Raw genomic sequence first — 22,538 nt, forward strand, 5'->3', positions numbered from 1 at the left:
ATGAATGAAATTGAACTTTTGATTCACGACATGTCTTCTACAATTCAGCCTGCCGATGCTTATGCGTTGGTGCTTGAAGAGAAGTATGGTACGAGGAAGCTTCCTATTATCATAGGGGCACAAGAGGCATATTCCATAAAAATAGCAATGACAAAATATAAATCACCAAGGCCTCTTACTCATGACCTATTTATAACACTAATAAGAAAGATGGAGGTGGAGTTTACTAAGGTGCTGATATATCTTGTCAAGGACGGAGTTTTTTATTCATATTTATATTTCACAAAAGATGGTAACGAGTATGTCATCGATTCACGTACTTCCGATGCCATAGCATTAGCTTTGAGGTATAAAGCCCCAATCTTTACTACTGCTGAGATAATGGATAATGAACATCTTAATGAAGAGAGTAACGGTTCTTTTTCGATTACTATCAATATGGTGAATATTGATATTCTGAGGGACGAACTAAATAAAGCAATAAAGGAGGAGAACTACGAACAGGCATCAAGGATCAGAGATGAGATATTACGTCGTGAGAAGAGTAGTAGTGATGCTGAAAGTAATAACATTTAAATTATGCATCTATTTTATACACCAGATATAGAATCAAATTTTGAGCTGCCTTCAGAAGAGGCAGCTCATTGTGTAAAAGTATTAAGACTTGTAGAGGGTGACAAAATAACATTGACCGATGGTAAGGGCTTTTTCTATAAAGCGTCAATATCTTTTATAAGCAACAAGAAATGTATAGTAGATATTGAGCAGAAGGAAAAACAGGAGAAATTCTGGACAGGACATCTACATCTGGCTATGGCACCTACGAAAAATATGGACCGTATTGAGTGGTTCGCCGAAAAAGCCACAGAGATAGGATTAGATGAACTGACATTTCTGAACTGCAGATTCTCTGAAAGAAAGGTGATAAAGAGTGAAAGAGTGGACAAGATTCTTATCTCGGCTATTAAGCAATCTCTGAAGGCTACAAAACCAATACTCAACGATATGACAGACTTCAATAAGTTTGTTAAGAGAGAGTTCAGAGGTCAGAAGTTTATTGCTCACTGTTACGAAGGAGAGAAAGCGTTGCTTAAAAATATTATCAAGTCTGGTGAGGATGCTCTTGTGCTGATTGGTCCTGAAGGTGACTTTAGTCAGGAAGAGGTCGATCTGGCAATTGCAAATGGTTTTGTACCTATAAGTCTTGGTAAGTCCAGATTGAGGACTGAGACAGCGGCACTGGTAGCTTGTCATATAATGAATTTAACAAATCAACGATAACAGATGAAAAAGCTTATATCTAATACTATTTTTATCCTTGTAGTAATCTTTTTCTCATCTTGCTCTTCAAAGAGTGAATATACCGATGCTATTCCACAGGATGCTAGTATGGTTATATCTCTTAATATGAAGAAGATTGTAGATAAGAGTGGTATTAATGAAGAGAACAGCAAAGCATTGGTAAGACGCATAACAGATGCTTTAAAAAGTGGCTTGGGAGCTAAGTCGAACAAGGCAGTGGAGGAACTTTTAAAAGACCCTTCTTCATCAGGAATATCTTTCGAGGATAATATATACCTCTTCTCAGGGGATTCTTCAAATCTTTTTGGCATTCTGGCAAAACTTGATGATGAGGATGACTTCAGTTCAATACTTGAGGTGTTAAATGAAGAGGGTGTAAGCAGTGAAATACATGATGGTGACAAATGCCAATGGGCAAAGATTGGCAATCTCTTCTGTGGGTTCAACAATGGTACTCTTATGATAATATCTAACGGAACTGATGATAGCAGCGGACTAAAGGAGACTCTTATGTCGTATATGCGTCAGGAGAAAGATAAGAGCTTTTCGAATACTTCATATTTCAAAAAACTAAATGAGGCAAAGGGAGAGATGGCTATGATACTGAACTTTTCTCTTTTGCCAAGCAACCTGGTTAGTCAGTTGAAGATAGGTATGCCTGCAGATATGAAACTTGAGGATCTCAAATATCTTATGAATGTGGATTTTAATGCTGGCAATATATCATGCCAGGTTCAGTCGCTGATAAGTGAGGCATCTATTGTATCAACACTTGAAGATATTGACAAGGCTACTATGAATGTGGATAACGACCTACTTGCATATTATCCATCAAACACAGTTCTATGGAGCGGTGCATCTATAAAAGGTGGTGAGCTTTATAGTATTCTAAGTAAGAATCCGGCTGTTGAGAGAATGATGGACGATCCAATGATTCCTATTGATATCAACGATATTTTTTCAGCCGTTGATGGTGATGTAGCTTTAGGATATATTAATCCATCGCTTGATGATATGATACTTTACGGAAAAGTAAAGACAGACCAGTTTATGTCGGGATTCGATGAACTTATTCCACTCGTTGCTATGAGTGGTGGGCAGATGACTCTTAAGAAGACAGGAAAGGCTACTTATCAGTTCGGAGCTATGGGTGAAAATCTCTGGTTCGGAGTTAAAAATGGAATGCTATATGTAACCAACAATGCTTCTCTAGCAAATATGGCATGTCAAAAATATCCAAACTCTTTGTTCAATACTAAGGCGGCATCAAGTACAGCCAACAGCCGATTTGTAACATTTATAAATGCTCAGCAAATAGTATCTCAGATGACTATGATGAGCGATTATAATCTGAAAATGATGCAACCGGTATTGAACTACTGCGATTATGCAACAATAAATGTTCCTGATAGGAACAGTGCAAAAATGGATGTTTTCTTAAAAGATAAAAGTGTAAATGTATTACAGTTATTAGTCAGAGAATTACAATAATAATGAATAGTATTGAATTGAAAAACACTCTTCCTGAAGTCTTCGCGGGAAGAGATAGCATAGAGTCTGAAATATGGCATCAGACAGTTACCCTCAACAAGGGAGAGAAATATCTCATAGAGGCAGCTTCGGGAACAGGTAAATCCTCTTTTTGCAGTTTTATCTATGGCTATAGAAATGATTATCAGGGATTGATATGCTTTGATGGAGTGAACATACGCAGCTGGTCAATAAAGCAGTGGACAGAGATACGTAAACAATCAATAAGCATGCTTTTTCAAGAGCTTAGACTCTTTTCGGAACTTACTGCAATGGAGAATATTCAGATAAAGAACTCATTGACAAACTATAAATCAAAGAAGGAGATTGAAGCTCTTTTTGAGGCTTTGGGAATAGGTGATAAGAAGAATGCCCTCTTGAAAAAAATGTCATTTGGACAGCAGCAGAGAGTTGCCTTCATAAGGTCACTCTGTCAGCCATCCGACTTTATATTCCTTGATGAACCAATAAGTCATCTTGACTCGGAGAATGCCAAGATAATCTCTTCTATACTGACAGAAGAGTCGGATAAGAGCGGAAGCGGTATAATAGTGACATCTATCGGAAAACACCTTGAACTGAACTACAATAAAACATTTGCGCTATGAAATTAGTATGGAAATTATTACGTCATCATATTAGTCTACCACAGTTTGTAGGCTTTTTCTTCGCTAACCTTTGCGGTATGGTTATAGTGCTGCTGAGTGTGCAGTTCTATAAAGATATTACTCCTGTATTCAGTCAAGGTGACAGCTTTATAAAAAAAGACTATTTTATTGTTAGCAAGAAGGTCTCTACTTTGGGCTCTCTGGTAGGGAAGACAAGTACATTCTCACAAGATGATATCGATGAGATTAAGGAGCAGTCATTCACTAAAAATGTAGGCTCTTTTACATCATCGCAGTTTAAGGTGTCGGCAGGAATGGGCATGTCGAATAGTGGTTTAAAGATGTCAACAGATATGTTTTTTGAATCGGTACCCGATGAATTTATTGACTTGAAGTTGGACAAATGGCACTTTAATGAGAATGAGAATAGTGTACCTATCATAATACCAAGAAACTATCTCAATCTGTATAACTTTGGTTTTGCACAGAGCAGAAACCTTCCGCAGCTCTCTGAGGGAGTGATGGGTATGATAAACCTTGATATAAGAATACTTACTCAGGATAACCAGGTGGTAAATATGAATGGTAATATTGTAGGTTTTTCAAACAGGCTTAATACTATTCTTGTCCCTGAATCATTCATGAGATGGGCAAATAACAAATTTGCAAGTAGCAAGAGTGGTCAACCATCAAGACTTATTGTTGAAGTTAATAACCCAACAGATGATAAGATTGCCAAGTTTTTCAAGGATAAGGGATATGATACCGAAAACGATAAACTGGATGCAGGAAAGACAACATGGTTCCTTAAGGTTGTATCGGGTATAGTTTTCTCAGTGGGACTTATAATAAGTATTCTATCTTTCTATATACTTATGCTCAGTATATATCTGCTTCTTCAGAAAAACACATCTAAGTTGGAGAACCTGCTTCTCATAGGGTATAGTCCCGGAAAAGTTGCTCTTCCTTATCAGGTACTTACCTTGACACTAAATATATTAGTGCTCTTTGTAAGTATTGCAATAGTATGGTGTATCCGAAAGCAATATATGGATTTCATATCAAATATATTCCCTGATCTTCCAGAAGGTCAAATGGTGTATGCCATCGTTGTTGGCTTTATTTTATTTGTTTCTGTTTCAATATTTAATATATTTGCCGTTAAGAAGAAAATTATGCTTATATGGAGGCATAAAAGCTGATTTTCTCAAAATTAATAATAAATAAAAATGGCGCTATCGAAGAAGGAGTTGTACAGAAGAAGTAATGAGGAATTTCTCCATGAATTGAAAAAAAAGAGTGGAGTAGGTGAGCTGGAAGGTGGAATTCTATACGAAGTCATTAAGAGCAGCGATAAGAAGCTTTCACCTAATATAAACAGTATTGTTACTGTTAATTATTCAGGAAAACTGATTAATGGTAAAGAGTTCGATAGCACAATAAAAAGAAACTGCCCTGAAGCTTTCCGTCTGAGAGATGTTATTGATGGTTGGCAGATTGCCTTGCAAAAGATGAACTTAGGTGACAGATGGATTATTTACATACCATACGACTTAGGTTATGGTAATAAAAGTAATGGCGATATACCTGCCTTCTCCACACTAGTATTCGATGTTGAACTTCTAGGGGTAATGTAGTTTTGATTTTGTATGAAAAAAATAGAAATAGCTCTTTAAAAAAGAGCTATTTTTTATTTATCATTAAGGTCTGATATAACACTCTTTGGAAAGATAAGCCAGAATGTACTTCCCACGTTGAGTTCACTATCGACCTCTACTTTACCACCCATAGCTTTTGCTACAATCTTGGCAATTGATAATCCCAATCCGATACCCTGCTTGTAAGAGTTAAGTTTCTGGAATGATGTGAAAAGTAACTTTATCTTATCTTTTGGAATGCCACATCCGGTATCCTTGACATAAAACTTCATTTCATTATCGGTAATCTCATATCCTAAAGTTATAGAACCAATAGAAGTATATTTCGATGCATTAGTGAGAAAATTCAGAAGTATCTGTTCTGCCCTTCTGAAATCAAGATTGACCATAAGTATATCCAACGGACTTTCAATTATAAACTCAACGCCAGGTGCTAATAAAAAAGTCGTATCCAGATTAGACTTTATGCTTATGAACAGATCGTTCACATTGAACTCAAGATTATCTATTGTAACATCTCCAATTTCAAGGCTAGACATATCAAGTATACTATCTATCAGATTAACCAGCATATCGGTATTAAGCTGTATTATATCAAGGTATTTTTGTCTCTCCTCTTTCCTCTCTTCATCAACAAGTAGCGAAGAGAAACCCATAATAGAGTTTAGAGGTGTCCTGAATTCATGTGTCACATTTGCAAGGAAAGCAGATTTTAACTTATCTGATTTTTCAGCTTCTTCCTTTGCCTTGATAAGTTCATCTCTATTTTTCTTTCTTTGTGAAATATCCTCTATCTTGAGAATTACTCCTGCAGTCAAACCTTCTTTGTCTAAAATAGGTATTGCTGTCTGCTCAATAGGAATATTGCCCATCATGTTCTCGGAGATCTGAATCATACCAGTGAATATGGATTTTCTGACCGGACATTTCTTGCACAACTCATTATCATCAATTAATGAGTAACATTTACGATCTGTAGTGTAGTATAAATTATTGAAAATAAAAGACTTGTTTTGAGAGATACTTTCCCATATTACATCTAGATTTGGGGATAGATATATATAACCTGAATTAGTATTCTTTATGATGAGTGACAGTTGCTCATTCATCTTACGCATCTTTTCGTTTTGATCTTTTATCTTCAGTCTAGATTTGTGTATTCTTCTCACAAGCAATATTGTGAAGATTATCGCAATGAATAATAAGGATGATCCTATGAGTACAACATACTTTACCCAAGCAGGTATTTCTCTATCTTTCTCTATTGTTTTCATCCATTTATCATAGATTACATTGTAAGTTCCATCCGATTTGATACTGGATAGAGAGTGATTTATCTGCATGATAATGGAGTCGTTATCTACAGATGATGCCATACAATACTTCAAAGGAGGCTGATCATTTATCTCACATATGTTTAGGTCATAGTTTCTCTGCTTTATTGCATAGATACCCATGGATGATTTGACCAAAAATGCATCACAAATATCGTGGTGAATCATTTCAGCTCCTTCCTGGACCTTGTTTATAATGATAGGTTTTATATTGAATTTTTCTTTATTATTATTGACAAGCATTTCTTCATAGCTGCCATCAATAACAATGACGCTCTTATCCTTTAGCTCCCTGAAAGTTTGATATTTATTATTTTTATTGCTTATGATACTTAACGAAATATATTCGAATGGGGTAGTAAAGAAAAATTCCGCAGCATTTTCTTTTGAATAGATCATTCCTAACAGAACTGCATTCTTATATTCCTTAGCATACTTCAATGCCTTGTCCCAATTAAAGAGTTTTATCTCGTAATCAGAACCTATTCTTTTCATAATCTCTTTTACGAGATCAATATCGTAACCTTCAGGTTCTCCATCTTCATTTTTGTACTCATATGGAGGGTTGTTTCCTCCTACAAAGAGAACTTTGTCCCTTGAGAATGATGAGTTTAGAGAGAATAGATTAAATGAAAGGTTAACGAGTATCATCAACAACAATAATCGGCATTTCATATTTTTATTTTTACATATTTACAAAAATAGTGTTTTTGTATGAATAAATATGTAATCTCTAAAAAATGATATTAATTGATTGTAGTTATTCAATGTTTAGGATAGATATTTGTATAATAAGCAATTAAAAATAGACAAATGTATTCAAAATATAATGTTTAGTACATTATTTGGATCGTTTTGTATACTATTTTCATTATTAAAGTAATATCAAATTATTTTTGCATCAGATTAATAATATATATCAGATGAAAAAAAGAAAATTGATATTAATACTAGCAATTATAATGGAAGTTACAGCTACAATTCAAGCTGTAGAGCCAAATAAAGGTATTATAGGTAAGAATGTTATTAGAGGAGTGGTTACAGATATATCTTCTAGAAAGCCACTCCCATTTGTTTCGGTACAATTATTGGATGATCCTCAGGCAGGTGCTATAACCGATTCTCTCGGCGTTTTTGTCATAAATAATGTAACACTTGGCAGGCACACTATCAAAGCCTCATCAATAGGATATGAGCCATCTTTAGTCAAAGAAGTTCTCGTTACTTCGGGTAGAGACAGATATGTTGAAATCCCTATGGTAGAGAACATAGAACAAATAGATGAGATAATTGTCAGGCCACATATTAATAAGGAGCAGCCACTAAATGTGATGGCCACTACAGGTGCACGTATGTTTAGTGTTGAGGAGGCTAGCAGATATGCCGGAGGATTCGACGATCCTGCTAGATTAGCAAGCTCTTTTTCAGGTGTAGCTTCCGAAGGTTCCACAAATGGAATTTCTATACATGGTAATGCTCCACATCTATTAATGTGGAAAATGGAAGGCATAGAGATACCAAATCCAAACCATTTTGCCGATATATCTATATTAGGAGGAGGTGTATTCTCTTCATTGAGCTCTTTTGTGTTAGGTAATTCTGATTTCTTTACCGGAGCTTTCCCAGCAGAATATGGTAATGCTGTATCAGGAGTTTTCGATATGAAGATGCGAAATGGAAATGACAGATACAATGAGAATGCTTTTCAAGTAGGAATTGCAGGAATAGATTTCGCTTCAGAAGGACCAATAAATAAGGAAAAAGGCTCGTCATATTTGGTAAATTACAGATACTCAATGACCGGACTAGTAGATAAAGTCGGACTTATGGATATGGATGGGCAGACTATAGACTATCAAGATTTGAACTTTAAACTTAATTTCCCTACAGTAAAAAGTGGAACTTTCTCTGTTTGGGGAACGGGATTGATAGATAACTATAAAAATGAAAAGAGTGACAGCACAGAATGGAAGTTCAATGATGACAACGGCTGTTCATTATCAAAGCAATATATGGTAGCAGGAGGAGGCACACACTCATATTTCTTCCCTAATGGAGGGTTGTTAAAGAGTAGTATTGCCGCAACCTATTTCAAAGAAAATGCTTCTGTCGATACATACAACAATATCATGATTAAGGAACCATATATGGATATTCATCGTATGTATTCCAATATAGTAGGCGACATTTCATATACACGAAAGATAACTCCTAGACTAACTAATAAAAGTGGCTTGACATTTACAGAGATGATATATGATATGCACATGGATAAGGCTGAAAACTTTGGTACGCCTCTTGGGGTAGTTTATAAAGGAAAAGGTAATACAGAACTTATCTCGGGATACAGTTCCTTTGCATGGAGATGTATGCCTACTTTTACTATTAATTTTGGATTAAATGCTCAATGGTTGGCTTTGAATAATTCTGCGACTGTAGAACCTAGAATAGGGGTAAAATGGCAACTAAATCAAAAACAATCTCTTGCTGCAGCATATGGTATGTATAGTCGTTCAGAAAAGACAGATGTTTATTTTGTGAGATTAGGTGATGTAAATGTGAATGAAAACTTAGGTTTTACCAAAGCTCATCATTTTATGCTTACTTATTCTATGAGTATAGCGGAAAACCTGACATTGAAAGTTGAACCATATTGTCAGCTTCTATTTAATGTACCTGTTGAGAATGGAAGTTCTTATTCGGTCTTAAACCGCAACGATTTCTATCTTGACAAAGCATTAGTAAATAGTGGAAATGGTAGAAGTTATGGTGTTGATTTTACTTTGGAAAGATATCTTGAGAATGGATGGTATGGCATGCTTACCGGCTCAATATTTGACTCAAAATATAGTGGTGGTGATGAAGTTTGGAGAAATACAAGATATAACCGCCATTATATAATAAATTCTCTTGTTGGAAAGGAGTGGATGGTTGGAAAGAATAAGCAGAATATGTTTAGTGTGAACCTCCGCTTAACTATGCAGGGAGGTGAGAACTATTCTCCAATAGATTTCGATAAGACAATAGCTCATCCTGATCATGAAGTACAATATGATGAGACAAGAGCATTCTCTTGTCATTATAATCCGGAACTATTGATGCACTATACAATAAGCTATAAAGTAAATAAGAAAGGCTTATCTCATGAATTCTCAATTAAGCATGTTAATGCAACAGGAACAAAGAGCTATTGGGGGCACAGATATAATTTCCGTACTGGCCGTATCGAAGCATATGGAATGGCATTTTCTCTACCTAATTTATCATACAAATTTGAGTTTTAATAAATTATTATTACATTTGTGAATTATACAATACGAGCTATTATGCCTGAGAATTCGAATATTACATGGTTTTCTTATCTACTAACTTCTTCACATTTAAAATGGGTAAGATGTCTGCTGCTATGTTTATTGATGTTACTTTTTTCTCTAGGTGATACTGGATATCAATATCATAATGTTGATTCAGGGATAATGCCGTTCATTATTCTCTGTTTCGTAAGTACAATCTGTAAGATATTTCCTATCTTCTTTATGCTAAAGGTTATAATGCCTCGTTTTTTGCCGAAGCATCAATATGGTCATTTTTGGAGTTTAACATTCGCTGTTATTTTTACATCGTTGTTATCACAACACGCATTAGAATTCTTGACATGCAATGTTTATGGATTACCATTCTGGCGTTTACAACATATGGGTTACTTCTCCTTTTACCTTATAGACTTTGCTGTTCAATTTGTTCAGTGGCTTATTGTTCTTATTGGAATTTCTATGGGATATCTGCTTAGTTATTGGTTAAATGAGAGGAATCGTAAACAAATAATAGAGGCTTCTAAGTTACAAATGGAATCTGAACTTCTTAAGGAACAGGTTTCTCCGGAGTTTCTTTGCAATACATTACATAAATGTGGAGAATTGACTCTGTCTGATTCAAAAGAGGCCTCACAAAGGCTTATGCTACTAAGCAAACTTTTGAGATATCAACTATATGATTGTAAACGTAGAGAAGTTCTGCTAGATGGAGAGGTGAAATTTCTTAGCGATTATATGCAGTTGAACAAACTAAATGGCTTTTGCAAAGACTATTCTTTGGATGTGGAAGGGAAAAGCTTTGGAGTGTTTGTCCCACCGCTCTTGTTCGTTTCACTTATTTCGGTAGCACAAGGCTATGTTAATATGAAATTTGTGATTGAAAAAGATAAACTCATCTTTACCGTGGATTACGACGAACACCAGAGCTTATCAGAATATGAACAGTTTAGGTTGAGAGACAGACTTCAACATATTTTCTCTGATGATTTTATTTTAATGACAAATATTGGCTACTCTAAAATAATAATTCCATTATGAGTACAAAAATAGGCAGTAAAATACATTTTGAACTCATTATGTCTAGTAGCCGATATGCTTGGGCTAGACATATGATGTTACAGATAATGCTTTTTATCCTCTCCTTGAATGCATTTGGTTCATCTTCAGAAATATTTGTTTTCAATGAAGAGAGGTTTCGTATTTGGGTTGTATTCTATGGTATGCTAAATGTGGTTTGCTATGTAAATATGTTCATATTCGTTCCCAAGCTGTTTATGAGGAAGAAAATATTATTTTATTTATTATGCATATTTTTAGAGGTCATTCTTTTCATGTATGTAATAGTAATAATTCAGTCATGGGCGAATACAGAAGATAACTACCAAAATAGTCCCATACTTTTGTTGGTAAATTTGATAGCATCGTTTATAAACATCTGCATAATTATTATTTCTACTACAACTCTTATGCTTTTTCGCTTTTGGACAAAGGAAATGCTTAATGTTCGCGAGCTAGAGGTGACTACTCGAAACACAGAATTGGAAATTTTAAAGTCTCAGATTAATCCGCATTTTCTTTTCAACACTCTTAATAATGCAAATGTGTTACTTCGTGAATCTGACTATGAGGCATCTCAGGTACTATTTAAATTGGAAGACCTTATAAGGTATCAGTTTAAAGATTGTAGTAAAGAGAGGGTAATGCTTAAGAATGACATTCAGTTTCTTAACGATTATCTGAATTTGGAAAAAATACGTCGCGATAAATTTGATTTCGGTTGTTCAGTAAATGGGATGATTGATGATGTTTCGTTACCTCCATTGCTGTTTATTCCTTTTGTAGAGAATGCAGTAAAACATAATTCGGATAGTGGTGCAAAAGTTGATATGAAGTTTACAATAAATAGACGTAATCTTATTTTTGAGTGTGAAAACACTAAGACTAAGGAGATGGTCAATAGGCAAGTGGGAGGTCTTGGATTAAGTAATATACGCCGAAGATTGGAATTACTCTATCCCGATAGTCATGTTTTGAAAATTTATGATGAAGATGATAGTTTTAAGATTGTTCTGACCATATATAACCTTATTTAAATATATAATGAATTGTATTATTGTAGATGACGAACCATTGGCACGTCAGGCAGTTAAATCGCTTGTGTCGGGTACAAAAGATTTGAATCTCGTAGGCAGTTTCAACAATGCAACTTCTGCAGCAGACTTTATGAAAGACAACATAGTTGATCTTGTTTTTCTAGATATACAGATGCCCGGTGTTACGGGTCTGGAGTTTGCTCGCCAAATACCTAAGACAACATTGGTGATATTTACTACTGCATATGCTGAATATGCAGTAGAAAGTTATGAAACGGAGGCTATAGATTATCTTCTTAAGCCAATAGATGAAAAACGTTTCTCTAAGGCTGTAGCAAAGGCTTTGGCCTATCATTCTCTGCTGATACAAGAAGAAAAAGATGATATTGAGGATGGAATGGACTATTTTTTTGTTAAATCTGAAAGGAGATATTTCAAGGTGAAATATGATGATATTCTTTTTGTCGAGGGACTGAAAGATTATGTGATATTGCAGATGGATAATCAGAGAATCATTACCAAGATGAATCTCAAAACAATATTAGATCTGCTACCTAAAAAAGATTTTATAAGAATCAGCAAATCATATATTGTGAATACTTCACACATTGAGTCGTTTGATAACAATGATATCTATGTAAAAAGCTATCAGATAGCAATAGGTAACAGTTACCGCGATAACTTTTTTCATAGCTTTGTTACACGTAGTATGTAAGCTTGGTGTTAGAAAGTTATATATCAGTAGAGTAGGGAGTTGTCAATAATAAAGAAAGCACATAAGTATATAGATAACTATAATACTTATGTGCTTTAATATTATGGATATAATTAATTATAACCTTTATCTCTGGTTATTCCCATTCAATTGTTGCAGGTGGTTTTGAAGAGATGTCATAACATACTCTGTTAACCCCTTTAACCTTATTGATGATGTCGTTTGATACCTTAGCCATGAACTCGTATGGAAGATGTGCCCAGTCAGCAGTCATTGCATCTGTACTTGTAACAGCACGTAGTGCAACAGCTCTTTCGTAAGTTCTTTCATCACCCATAACACCTACACTCTGTACAGGAAGGAGTATAACACCTGCTTGCCATACTTTGTCGTAAAGGTTCCAGTCGCGAAGACCTTGTATGAATATATCATCAGCTTCCTGAAGTACACTTACCTTCTCCGGAGTTATATCACCAAGGATTCTTACAGCAAGACCTGGACCAGGGAAAGGATGACGTGTAATAAGATGTTCAGGCATTCCAAGTTTTCTACCTACACGACGTACCTCATCTTTGAATAGAAGACGAAGAGGTTCACAGAGCTTAAGGTTCATTTTATCAGGAAGGCCACCTACATTGTGGTGACTCTTGATGACTGTACCTGTAATACTAAGTGACTCAATGCAGTCAGGATAGATTGTTCCTTGTGCCAACCATTTTACATCTTTCAGCTTATGAGCTTCAGCATCGAATACATCAATGAATCCTTTGCCGATTATTTTTCTCTTCTTTTCAGGTTCTGTTACACCTGCAAGTTCAGAGAAGAATTTCTCACTTGCATCAATTCCGATAACATTAAGACCAAGGCACTGGTAATCGTTCATTACATTCTTGAACTCATTCTTACGTAGCATACCATGATCTACGAATATACAAGTAAGATTTTTACCAATAGTTTTATTAAGAAGTACAGCAGCAACGGATGAATCTACACCACCACTTAGTCCGAGTACAACCTTATCATCTCCTAGAGTCTCTTTCAACTCTTTTACTGTTGTTTCAATGAATGAAGCTGCACTCCAATCTTGCTTACTGCCACATACATCAACAACAAAATTCTTAAGAATCTGTGTGCCGTCTTCAGTGTGGAATACTTCCGGATGGAACTGAACGCCCCAAAGTTTCTCGTTCTTTGCTTGATAAGCAGCAATTGCTACTTTATCTGTAGAAGCAATGATCTCAAAGTTGTCTGGGATAGCTGTTATAGTATCTCCGTGGGACATCCATACTTGTGAGTTTGCACGCACATCTTTGAAAAGAGGGTTGTTCTGCTCGAACTTAGAAAGATGAGCTCTACCGTATTCACGTGTACCAGCTGGCTCAACTTTACCTCCGTTAACATACGACATGAACTGAGCACCATAACAAATACCTAATATAGGATATTTTCCACTGATGTTTGTAAGGTCAACCTTAAAAGCCTTTTCATCGTATACCGAAAAAGGGCTACCTGAAAGGATAACACCGATTACAGAAGGATCTTCGTGTGGAAATTTATTATACGGTACAATTTCGCAATATGTGTCAAGTTCACGAACGCGTCGTCCGATAAGCTGAGTAGTTTGCGAGCCGAAATCAAGAATAATAACTTTTTGCTGCATAGCTATTGATAATAATATATAATGATTTGTGGCGCAAAGATACTTAGAAAATTGTAATCCATAATACTCTCTGCAGAAGAAAACGGAAATAAACAGTTAATTATTTCTCTTTTTGGTTCTGTTCCTTAAGTAAATCACGGATTTCACCAAGTAAAACTTCCTCTTTAGAAGGAGCAGGAGGTGCTGCAGGAGCCTCTTCCTGTTTTTTGTTAAATTTGCTTATCATTTTGATGCAGAAAAATATAGACAAAGCGATTACCAAGAAATCCAAAACAGCCTGCATAAAGACTCCATAATTTAGATAAACGGCAGCTTTTTCTACTCCATCTACAATCTCTTCAGGTTTAAGAAGAATCTTAAGATCTGTGAAATTTATTCCACCAACGAGTAATCCGACTAACGGCATAATCACATCAGATACAATTGCTGAGACAATCTTGCCGAAAGCAGCTCCAATAATTATACCACAGCCATATCAATCACATTACCTCTCATGCAAACGCCTTGAAATCTTGTAAAAAGTTACTTTTAGCCATTTTTTTAAATTTTAAAGTTTAAATATGTCACTAATATAAAAACAAATTTGTATTTTTGTACCGCATTTAAAATATAAAGTGCAATTATTATTTAAAACTTGGTTTTTAGATGTTAAAAGCTATATTATAAAACCTTTAAAATTTAAACAAAAATGACTAAAGTAGGTATTAACGGATTTGGTCGTATTGGCCGTTTTGTATTCCGTGCAGCTCAGAAAAGAAGCGATATTGAAATCGTTGGTATTAATGACCTTTGCCCAGTTGATTATTTGGCATATATGCTTAAGTACGACACAATGCACGGTCTGTTCGACGGAACTATCGAAGCAGATGTTGAAAACAGCAAGCTTATTGTAAACGGTAAAGCTATCCGTGTTACAGCTGAGAGAAATCCTGCTGATTTGAAATGGGATGCTATCGGTGCTGAATATGTAGTTGAATCTACAGGTTTGTTCCTTACTAAAGAAAAAGCTCAGTCTCACTTGGAAGCTGGTGCTAAATATGTTGTAATGTCAGCTCCTTCTAAAGATGACACTCCAATGTTCGTTTGTGGTGTAAACGAGAAGAGTTATGTTAAGGGTACTCAGTTTGTATCTAACGCTTCTTGTACTACTAACTGTCTTGCTCCTATCGCTAAAGTATTGAACGATAAGTTCGGTATCACAGACGGTTTGATGACTACAGTTCACTCTACAACAGCTACTCAGAAAACAGTTGACGGTCCTTCAGTAAAAGACTGGAGAGGTGGTCGTGCTGCTGCAGGTAACATCATCCCTTCTTCAACAGGTGCTGCTAAGGCTGTAGGTAAAGTTATCCCAGCTTTGAATGGCAAATTGACAGGTATGTCTATGCGCGTTCCTACTTTGGACGTTTCTGTTGTTGACTTGACAGTAAACTTGGCTAAGCCAGCTAGCTATGCTGAGATCTGTGCTGCAATGAAAGAGGCTGCTGAAGGCGAATTGAAGGGTATCCTTGGTTACACTGAAGATGCAGTTGTTTCTTCTGACTTCCTTGGCGACACTCGTACTTCTATCTTCGATGCTAAAGCTGGTATCGCTTTGACAGATACATTCGTTAAAGTTGTTTCTTGGTATGACAATGAAATCGGTTACTCTAACAAAGTATTGGATTTGATCGCTCACATGGCTACAGTAAACAAATAATTTTAGTCAGAACTAAAATATATGGAAGTCGCCCGATATGTTTCGGGCGACTTTTTTTGTGCTTTTTTGTACGAGTAATAGTCCAAAATCAATATCTTTGTGAAAATGAAATTGTGTTTTGATGACAAACTATGATATGATAACGGTCTTAGGACCTACTGCCTGTGGTAAAACGTCTTTATCAGTTGAATTGGCATACATGCTTAATTCGGAAATAATAAGTGCTGACAGCCGACAGATTTATCGTGGAATGGACTTGGGAACGGGTAAGGATCTTTGTGAATATAAGGTTAATGATAAAGATATTCCTTATCATCTTATTGATATCGCTGATCCTGGTTACAAGTATAATGTCTTTGAATATCAACATGATTTTCTTGAAGCATATAATGATATAAAGAGTAGAGGAATAACCCCAATTTTATGTGGTGGCACTGGTATGTATCTTGAAGCTGTGCTAAAAGGATACAGACTAATTCCTGTCCCGGAAAATCCTGAGCTGAGAGAAAAACTTGAAAAAAAGAGTCTCCAAGAACTCACAGAGATGCTATCATCATACAAGAAACTACATAACTCAACTGATGTAGACACTGTAAAGAGAGCGGTGAGAGCAATAGAAATTGAGGAGTATTATAAGTCAAAACCGGCTGAATACCGTGATTTTCCAATGATTAACTCTGTTATTGTTGGTCTTGATATTGACCGTGAAATAAGAAGACAAAAGATTACAAAACGGCTCAAGCAACGTTTGGATGAAGGCATGGTAGATGAGGTGAGAGGACTTTTGGAAAGGGGACTTACTCCTGACGAACTGATATACTATGGGCTTGAATATAAATATCTTACCCTGCATGTGATAGGGGAACTGACATATCAGGAGATGTTTATTCAGCTTGAGACAGCAATTCATCAGTTCGCAAAAAGACAGATGACATGGTTCAGAGGCATGGAGAGAAGAGGGTTGAAAATTAATTGGATTGACGCCAGTTTGCCTATGAATGAAAAAATAGATGCAATAAAACAAATGTTGGACTAAAATTAGAAGTCATGGCTATAGAACCAAACAGATGGGGGATAGTTTATAATCCTAAGGCTGGAAGCAGGAAAACGCAGAAAAGATGGAACGAGATTCGTGCATATATGGAATCTAAGAGTATCCGTTTTGACTATGTGCAATCTGAAGGATTCGGCTCAGTGGAAAGGCTGGTAGGAATATTGGCCAATAATGGATATAAGACCATCGTTGTTGTTGGAGGTGATGGTGCGATAAATGATGCTGTAAATGGAATCATGAGGTCGGATGTTGAAGATAAAAGATCTATCGCACTTGGTATTATACCTAATGGTATAGGGAATGACTTCGCCAAATTTTGGGGTATTGAGGATGATGATTATAAACAGGCTGTTGATTGGATTATAAATAAGAGAACCCGTCGTATTGATGTGGGCACATGCTCATATTTCGATGGGGACAAACATATAGAAAGATATTTTGTAAATGCAGTATATATTGGCTTAGGAGCCAGGATAGTACAGATTACCAATAGTACAAAACGTTTCTGGGGAATGCGTGAACTATCTTTCGCTGCATCAATGTTCCTTCTCCTTTTTGAAAGAAAGCTATACAGAATGCACCTTAAGGTGAACGATGAACATATACGAGGCAGGATAATGCTTGTATGTGTGGGTAGTGCCAGAGGCTATGGACTTACACCTAGTGCAGTGCCATACAATGGGTGGCTCGATGTATCGGTTGTTTACCGCCCGGAATTATTACAGTTGATTTCCGGTTTGTGGATGATGGCTCAAGGACGATTGCTAAACCATAAAACAGTCAAGCCATATAGAACGAAGAAAGTAAAATTATTACGTGCTCAGAATGCTTCAATAAGCGCAGATGGAAGAATCCTGGAAAAACATTTTCCTGTTGATATTGAGATAAAGCTTGAAGCTCTAACACTTATTATTCCGACATAAATAAAATGATAAACAGAATAGAAGATATTAAAAAAGATGATATGTTTTTCCTTCTTGCAGGACCTTGTGTAATAGAAGGAGAAGAGATGGCATTGAGAATTGCCGAAAAAGTGGTTGATATAACATCCAACCTTGGAATTCCATATGTCTTTAAAGGTTCATACAGAAAGGCTAATCGTTCACGTATTGACTCATTCATGGGGATAGGTGATGAGAAGGCTCTAAAGATATTGAGGAAAGTTCGTGAAACTTTGACGTGCCTGTAGTTACTGATATTCACTCTGCTGATGAAGCTGATATGGCCGCAGAATATGTTGACATACTTCAGATTCCGGCGTTCCTTTGCCGACAGACAGATCTTCTTATTGCTGCTGCTAAGACAGGAAAAATAGTTAATGTTAAGAAGGGACAGTTTCTCTCACCTGATGCTATGAAGTTTGTTGCCGACAAATTGGTTGAAGCAGGAAATAACCAAGTTATGCTGACCGAGAGAGGGACAACATTTGGATATGGTGATTTGATAGTTGATTACAGAGGTATCCCTGAAATGCAGAAATTTGGTTTTCCTGTTATTCTTGATGTAACACACTCTCTTCAGCAACCAAATCAGAAAAGTGGAGTTACAGGGGGAATGCCTGAACTGATAGAGACTGTAGCAAAAGCCGGTGTTGCTGTTGGAGTAGACGGACTATTTATGGAGACTCATGAAGATCCTTCTGTTGCTAAGAGTGATGGCGCAAATATGCTTAGACTGGATCTTCTTGAACCTTTGTTGAATAAGCTTGTAAGATTGAGAAAGGCTTTATAATATAAAGAAATAGCAAAGAGGCTGTATATCACTGTATACAGCCTCTTTGCTATTTTATATGGTAGTGTCAGTCGCTGATGACTGAAATGCTTTGGACCACTCTGTTACATTGGGATTTAACAAACTCTATTTCTTCTTGATTAATAGTATTATCTTTGTTTCATGCAAAGAAAAAAGAGGATAAATTATTTTCATTGTTTAACCGATCACGATTCATTGACTAACCAATCATGATTCGTTGATGAACCGATCATGATTCATTGTTCAACCGATCATGATTCATTGATGAACCGATCACGACAGATTTTGTATCACAGATAATAGACCGGTTTAAAGCACAAAACCAGATGCAGGGGATGACCAATGCCGGTGTTGAATCAATAAATGTAGAATTAAAATATTTCAGATATAGTACCTATATCGTTTATATGTATTATTTGAGAAGTAATGCAAAATAAATAGCTAAACTATTAATAGGCATTATATGAATTAACCGATCTTACTAATCTTCTTTAACTTCTCCACATCAATAATCTTTATCTTTCTTCCATCTATTGTGATGAGTTTTTCATTTGCGAAGTTAGAGAGAGTTCGTATTGCATTGGATGTGGTCATGTTTGAAAGGTTTGCCAGATCTTCTCTTGAGAGGTAAATGCTCAGGGTAGACTCATCCTCTTCAACTCCATATGTATCTTTCAAGAAGATAAGAGATTCTGCTAGACGTCCTCGTATATGTTTCTGGGTAAGACTGACAGTTCTTTCATCTGATATACCAAGGTCGACAGAGAGCTGTTTTATAAAGAATAGCCCTAATTCATTATTTTCATGAAGTAGTTTCATGATAGCAGGCATCGGGATAAGACATATAGTACATGGCTCAAAAGCAGCTGCTGCAGTAACAAAATTGCCTTCAGCAAAATATGCTCTGTATGCAAAGTACTCTTTATCCTTTATAACACGGATAATTTGACTCCTTCCTCCAACTCCTTCCTTGAAAATTTTCACTTTTCCGCTAAGAAGACACATAAGATGCATAGGTGTCTCTCCTTCACAGTAGATTGTTTCGTTTTTCTTGTATTTCTGAATTGAAAAGTTCTGGGCCAAAAAATCTTTTTGATCTTTAGTCAAGGGATGCCAAATATCTGGAATACTCTCTGCAATCTCTGTCTCTGATAAATCCTTCTTAACCATAATTATACAAAACATGTTATAAAGCACAAATATAAAAAATAAATATTAATATCTCATTTTGGGTATAAACTTTTATTATTTTTGTCTATAATCAAAGTCAAAGTGTTACCTGCTCCATATAAATATTTCATAAAAATATTTCTACTTGTACTTCTGTTTCCACTATCAACAAGTGCTTATGAGATAACTGATAAGTCGAATAAAAGGATATCGGTTCCAGACTCAATAATGCAAAATATATTTACTTATTCACCGTCTTATTCTAAAGTTGTAGAAGGATATAAAGCTGAAGTTTATATCAAAGGCTTGATAGATGTACACAAAAAAAACATCTTTTTGAGATATGTTCCATCAATGTTTAGAATTGAGAATGGAACAAAAAAGTATATTGTAGAATCGATAAGCGATGTGCAATATTCTGCTCCCAATATATATGAGCGTAAGATTAAAGCAGTATCGAGCACTTTTAAAAGGAGCAATGGACAATTCCTTAATATGCTGGACTTGATGAAGATGAATATTTACTCCTCATCAATGATGTCAGATAAACTGCTCTCCCCATTGGATAAGGATAACAGTAGGCATTATAAATACATACTTGACTCAGTATATGTAGATAATAATATAAAGAAATACAAAATATCTATCCAACCAAAGTTCAGCGGAACACAGTTGGTGAATGGATATCTGGTTGTCAGCGACAGCATATGGACTATTCGTGAAGCCTATTTCGAAGGGGTATATGATATGATACACTTCAAATTTAAATCTGTAATGGGTGAGGAGGGTAGTGAAAATGAGTTGCTTCCAATATATATAACCATTGATGGATATTTCAAATTCTTAGGTAATAACATATCATTGAACTGTGATACCTGGATAAAGTACAACTATATTAATTTTCTGAAAAGCTCTCCTAAATACGTAAGAAGGAATAAGCATCATCACGATTTATCAAAATCATATAGACTGACTTGTGATACGTCGAGTATCATAAATGATTTGGGTACAATGCAAAAAATGCGTCATGTAGAGCTTAGTGTAAAGGAAGATAGTATATATATGGCATATCTTGATAGGAAGAAAAGGCTTGGTAGTAATCCTAAGTCAGAGAAGAAGCCAAATATGTTATTGAGCTTAGGTGACCTGCTTATTTCAAGCTATGATATAAATCTGTCGGATTTAGGTTCAGTGAGATGTTCGCCGTTGGTAAATCCTATGTACTTCAGTTACGGACATAGTAATGGTTATTCATATAAGCAGAAATTCAAGTATAACAAGATATTCCAAAATGGTAAATCAATAAGAATTGTTCCGCAGATAGGCTACAACTTTACTAGAAAAGAGTTCTATGCAAAGATGGATGCAGAGTTTCAGTATCTACCCAAGAAACAAGGAACTTTCGGCTTGTCTGTAGGAAATGGCAATAGAATATATAGTAGTGTGGTGCTAGATAAATTGAAAGAGTTACCCGATAGTATCTTTGACCTCAGCAAGATAGAGTTAGACTATTTTAGAGATATCAATTTAAACTTATATCATAGTATAGAACCTGTTAATGGGTTGACAATTAGAACCGGCGTTTCAATGCACTGGAGGGGACTTATCAATACTTCAAGGTTGAAATTGGAGAAGCCAATCTCCGATAGTGAATGGGCTAAACTTAGAGGTATTAGCAGAGTGTATAATACTTTTGCTCCAAGGATAACTGTCGAATGGACTCCGGGAATGTACTATTATATGAACGGCAATAGGAAGATAAATATAGGATCTTCACTTCCTACTTTCTCTGTCGACTATGAAAGGGGTATAAAGAATGTTTTTCATGCTAATACTTCTCACGAGAGAATTGAGTTTGACGTTCAACATAAGATAACACTTAATGGGGTGAGAACTATAGCATATAGAGTTGGCGGAGGTATCTTTACAAAACAAGATGATGTATATTTTGTCGACTTTGCAAACTTTTCTAGAAGGAACCTTCCTGAAGGATGGAACGATGATATCGGAGGTACTTTCCAGCTGCTTGATGGTGCATGGTACAACTCATCCAGTCAATATTGGAGGGGAAATATTTCTTACGAATCACCTTTCATAATACTCAAATCTCTAAGCAAAATATGCAGCAAAATACAGCATGAGCGTCTATATGGTGGTATTCTATTCATGCCGCATCTCAATCCTTATATGGAATTTGGATATGGTATAGAGACCAATATTTTTGATGTTGGAATTTTTGTGAGTACAAACAAGGCAAAATACGATGCTGTAGGTATGAAGTTTACTTTCGAACTATTCAGTAAATAGAGATAGATATTTCGCTAATTTTTTATACTAAAGAGCGCTGTCGGAACTGTTATATAGGATATTACAGTATTCGTCCAATCATATGTCGACATTACAAGATATGCTGTCTCATTTCTGGTATTATATATCTACTAATATGTATATTTATTTTATTTTTTATTTGAGCTAAAATGGGACGATAAGATAAAAAATATTTACTGAAAATTTCTTTTCTCTTTTTGTCATAAACCTAATAAAAGAGATTCCAAAGATTTATGCTTTTCTATGTTTAATAAAACTCTCAAATTGGTTTATAAATAATTTTGATTATTATTTAAAATAACTAATTTTGAGATTGTATAG

17 protein-coding genes and 2 pseudogenes are annotated in these 22,538 nt (G+C 35.6%); 15 read left to right on the plus strand and 4 right to left on the minus strand.

Annotation, left to right across the window (positions count from 1 at the left end; translation table 11 throughout):
• From JCM15092_RS09865 to bamJ, 6 genes are read left to right on the plus strand one after another with little or no spacing between them, the layout of a single operon-like run.
• A complete protein-coding gene (locus JCM15092_RS09865) occupies window positions 1-576 on the plus strand; it encodes a bifunctional nuclease family protein (protein WP_024994513.1) in 576 nt (191 codons plus the stop codon).
• Between the two features lie 3 nt (window positions 577-579).
• Complete coding sequence (locus JCM15092_RS09870; RefSeq protein ID WP_024994514.1) at window positions 580-1,281, plus strand: 16S rRNA (uracil(1498)-N(3))-methyltransferase; 702 nt, start codon at window positions 580-582, stop codon at window positions 1,279-1,281.
• 3 nt (window positions 1,282-1,284) lie between these two features.
• Window positions 1,285-2,793, plus strand: coding sequence for a DUF4836 family protein (locus JCM15092_RS09875; RefSeq protein ID WP_024994515.1), 1,509 nt, complete (start codon window positions 1,285-1,287; stop codon window positions 2,791-2,793).
• A 2-nt stretch (window positions 2,794-2,795) separates the two neighbouring features.
• Window positions 2,796-3,440, plus strand: a complete 645-nt coding sequence (locus JCM15092_RS09880; RefSeq protein ID WP_024994516.1) for an ATP-binding cassette domain-containing protein — start codon at window positions 2,796-2,798, stop codon at window positions 3,438-3,440.
• The gene (locus JCM15092_RS09885) at window positions 3,437-4,642 is read left to right on the plus strand and encodes a transporter (RefSeq protein WP_024994517.1); all 1,206 of its coding nucleotides are present in this window, start codon (window positions 3,437-3,439) and stop codon (window positions 4,640-4,642) included. The genes JCM15092_RS09880 and JCM15092_RS09885 overlap by 4 nt, the downstream gene beginning before the upstream one ends.
• Window positions 4,643-4,669: 27 nt before the next feature.
• A complete protein-coding gene (gene bamJ, locus JCM15092_RS17090) occupies window positions 4,670-5,077 on the plus strand; it encodes a BamJ family beta-barrel-assembly machinery protein (protein WP_024994518.1) in 408 nt (135 codons plus the stop codon).
• A gap of 53 nt (window positions 5,078-5,130) precedes the next feature.
• Here bamJ and JCM15092_RS16650 read toward each other — a convergent pair whose 3' ends face one another.
• Window positions 5,131-7,107, minus strand: coding sequence for a transporter substrate-binding domain-containing protein (locus JCM15092_RS16650; protein ID WP_024994519.1), 1,977 nt, complete (start codon window positions 7,105-7,107; stop codon window positions 5,131-5,133).
• 248 nt (window positions 7,108-7,355) lie between these two features.
• On the opposite strand from JCM15092_RS16650, the gene JCM15092_RS09900 reads away from it, so the two are divergent.
• Genes JCM15092_RS09900 through JCM15092_RS09915 form a run of 4 tightly spaced genes read left to right on the plus strand, consistent with a single transcriptional unit; the run spans window position 7,356 to window position 12,554 of the window.
• Window positions 7,356-9,716: a TonB-dependent receptor gene (locus JCM15092_RS09900; RefSeq protein ID WP_024994520.1), complete on the plus strand. Its 2,361-nt coding sequence runs from the start codon at window positions 7,356-7,358 to the stop codon at window positions 9,714-9,716.
• A gap of 18 nt (window positions 9,717-9,734) precedes the next feature.
• The gene (locus tag JCM15092_RS09905; RefSeq protein ID WP_204367516.1) at window positions 9,735-10,784 is read left to right on the plus strand and encodes a histidine kinase; all 1,050 of its coding nucleotides are present in this window, start codon (window positions 9,735-9,737) and stop codon (window positions 10,782-10,784) included.
• Window positions 10,781-11,839 (plus strand): sensor histidine kinase, encoded by a 1,059-nt coding sequence (locus JCM15092_RS09910; protein ID WP_024994522.1) that lies wholly within the window; start codon window positions 10,781-10,783, stop codon window positions 11,837-11,839. Before JCM15092_RS09905 ends, JCM15092_RS09910 begins: the two co-directional genes overlap by 4 nt.
• A 7-nt stretch (window positions 11,840-11,846) precedes the next feature.
• Window positions 11,847-12,554: a LytR/AlgR family response regulator transcription factor gene (locus JCM15092_RS09915; RefSeq protein ID WP_024994523.1), complete on the plus strand. Its 708-nt coding sequence runs from the start codon at window positions 11,847-11,849 to the stop codon at window positions 12,552-12,554.
• Between the two features lie 136 nt (window positions 12,555-12,690).
• Here JCM15092_RS09915 and guaA read toward each other — a convergent pair whose 3' ends face one another.
• Both guaA and mscL read right to left on the minus strand, forming a co-directional pair.
• Window positions 12,691-14,214, minus strand: a complete 1,524-nt coding sequence (guaA, locus tag JCM15092_RS09920; RefSeq protein WP_024994524.1) for a glutamine-hydrolyzing GMP synthase — start codon at window positions 14,212-14,214, stop codon at window positions 12,691-12,693.
• 100 nt (window positions 14,215-14,314) lie between these two features.
• Window positions 14,315-14,750, minus strand: a pseudogene (gene mscL, locus JCM15092_RS15750) (large-conductance mechanosensitive channel protein MscL).
• Window positions 14,751-14,902: 152 nt separating this feature from the next.
• On the opposite strand from mscL, the gene gap reads away from it, so the two are divergent.
• The 4 genes and pseudogenes from gap to kdsA all read left to right on the plus strand — a co-directional run bounded on the left by gap (window position 14,903) and on the right by kdsA (window position 18,698).
• Complete coding sequence (gap, locus tag JCM15092_RS09930; RefSeq protein WP_024994525.1) at window positions 14,903-15,913, plus strand: type I glyceraldehyde-3-phosphate dehydrogenase; 1,011 nt, start codon at window positions 14,903-14,905, stop codon at window positions 15,911-15,913.
• 121 nt (window positions 15,914-16,034) lie between these two features.
• Window positions 16,035-16,949, plus strand: coding sequence for a tRNA (adenosine(37)-N6)-dimethylallyltransferase MiaA (gene miaA / locus JCM15092_RS15755; RefSeq protein WP_034541879.1), 915 nt, complete (start codon window positions 16,035-16,037; stop codon window positions 16,947-16,949).
• A gap of 11 nt (window positions 16,950-16,960) precedes the next feature.
• Window positions 16,961-17,890 (plus strand): diacylglycerol/lipid kinase family protein, encoded by a 930-nt coding sequence (locus JCM15092_RS09940; protein ID WP_024994526.1) that lies wholly within the window; start codon window positions 16,961-16,963, stop codon window positions 17,888-17,890.
• 5 nt (window positions 17,891-17,895) lie between these two features.
• Window positions 17,896-18,698 (plus strand): annotated as a pseudogene (gene kdsA / locus JCM15092_RS15760) (3-deoxy-8-phosphooctulonate synthase).
• Window positions 18,699-19,187: 489 nt separating this feature from the next.
• Here the strand turns inward: kdsA and JCM15092_RS09950 are convergent.
• Complete coding sequence (locus JCM15092_RS09950) at window positions 19,188-19,889, minus strand: Crp/Fnr family transcriptional regulator (RefSeq protein WP_024994527.1); 702 nt, start codon at window positions 19,887-19,889, stop codon at window positions 19,188-19,190.
• 81 nt (window positions 19,890-19,970) lie between these two features.
• Between JCM15092_RS09950 and JCM15092_RS09955 the strand changes: the two genes are divergently transcribed.
• Window positions 19,971-22,196, plus strand: coding sequence for a DUF5686 family protein (locus JCM15092_RS09955; RefSeq protein WP_235782326.1), 2,226 nt, complete (start codon window positions 19,971-19,973; stop codon window positions 22,194-22,196).
• Window positions 22,197-22,538 lie beyond the last annotated feature (342 nt).

The sequence above is a fragment of the Phocaeicola paurosaccharolyticus JCM 15092 genome (genome assembly GCF_000613805.1).
Classification (GTDB): Bacteria; Bacteroidota; Bacteroidia; order Bacteroidales; family Bacteroidaceae; genus Phocaeicola; species Phocaeicola paurosaccharolyticus.

Coding starts and splice junctions, on each gene's coding strand:
- JCM15092_RS09865 (WP_024994513.1), top strand. CDS start 1: ATGAATGAAATTGAACTTTTGATTCACGACATGTCTTCTACAATTCAG.
- JCM15092_RS09870 (WP_024994514.1), top strand. CDS start 580: ATGCATCTATTTTATACACCAGATATAGAATCAAATTTTGAGCTGCCT.
- JCM15092_RS09875 (WP_024994515.1), top strand. CDS start 1,285: ATGAAAAAGCTTATATCTAATACTATTTTTATCCTTGTAGTAATCTTT.
- JCM15092_RS09880 (WP_024994516.1), top strand. CDS start 2,796: ATGAATAGTATTGAATTGAAAAACACTCTTCCTGAAGTCTTCGCGGGA.
- JCM15092_RS09885 (WP_024994517.1), top strand. CDS start 3,437: ATGAAATTAGTATGGAAATTATTACGTCATCATATTAGTCTACCACAG.
- bamJ (WP_024994518.1), top strand. CDS start 4,670: ATGGCGCTATCGAAGAAGGAGTTGTACAGAAGAAGTAATGAGGAATTT.
- JCM15092_RS16650 (WP_024994519.1), bottom strand. CDS start 7,107: ATGAAATGCCGATTATTGTTGTTGATGATACTCGTTAACCTTTCATTT.
- JCM15092_RS09900 (WP_024994520.1), top strand. CDS start 7,356: ATGAAAAAAAGAAAATTGATATTAATACTAGCAATTATAATGGAAGTT.
- JCM15092_RS09910 (WP_024994522.1), top strand. CDS start 10,781: ATGAGTACAAAAATAGGCAGTAAAATACATTTTGAACTCATTATGTCT.
- JCM15092_RS09915 (WP_024994523.1), top strand. CDS start 11,847: ATGAATTGTATTATTGTAGATGACGAACCATTGGCACGTCAGGCAGTT.
- guaA (WP_024994524.1), bottom strand. CDS start 14,214: ATGCAGCAAAAAGTTATTATTCTTGATTTCGGCTCGCAAACTACTCAG.
- gap (WP_024994525.1), top strand. CDS start 14,903: ATGACTAAAGTAGGTATTAACGGATTTGGTCGTATTGGCCGTTTTGTA.
- miaA (WP_034541879.1), top strand. CDS start 16,035: ATGACAAACTATGATATGATAACGGTCTTAGGACCTACTGCCTGTGGT.
- JCM15092_RS09940 (WP_024994526.1), top strand. CDS start 16,961: ATGGCTATAGAACCAAACAGATGGGGGATAGTTTATAATCCTAAGGCT.
- JCM15092_RS09950 (WP_024994527.1), bottom strand. CDS start 19,889: ATGGTTAAGAAGGATTTATCAGAGACAGAGATTGCAGAGAGTATTCCA.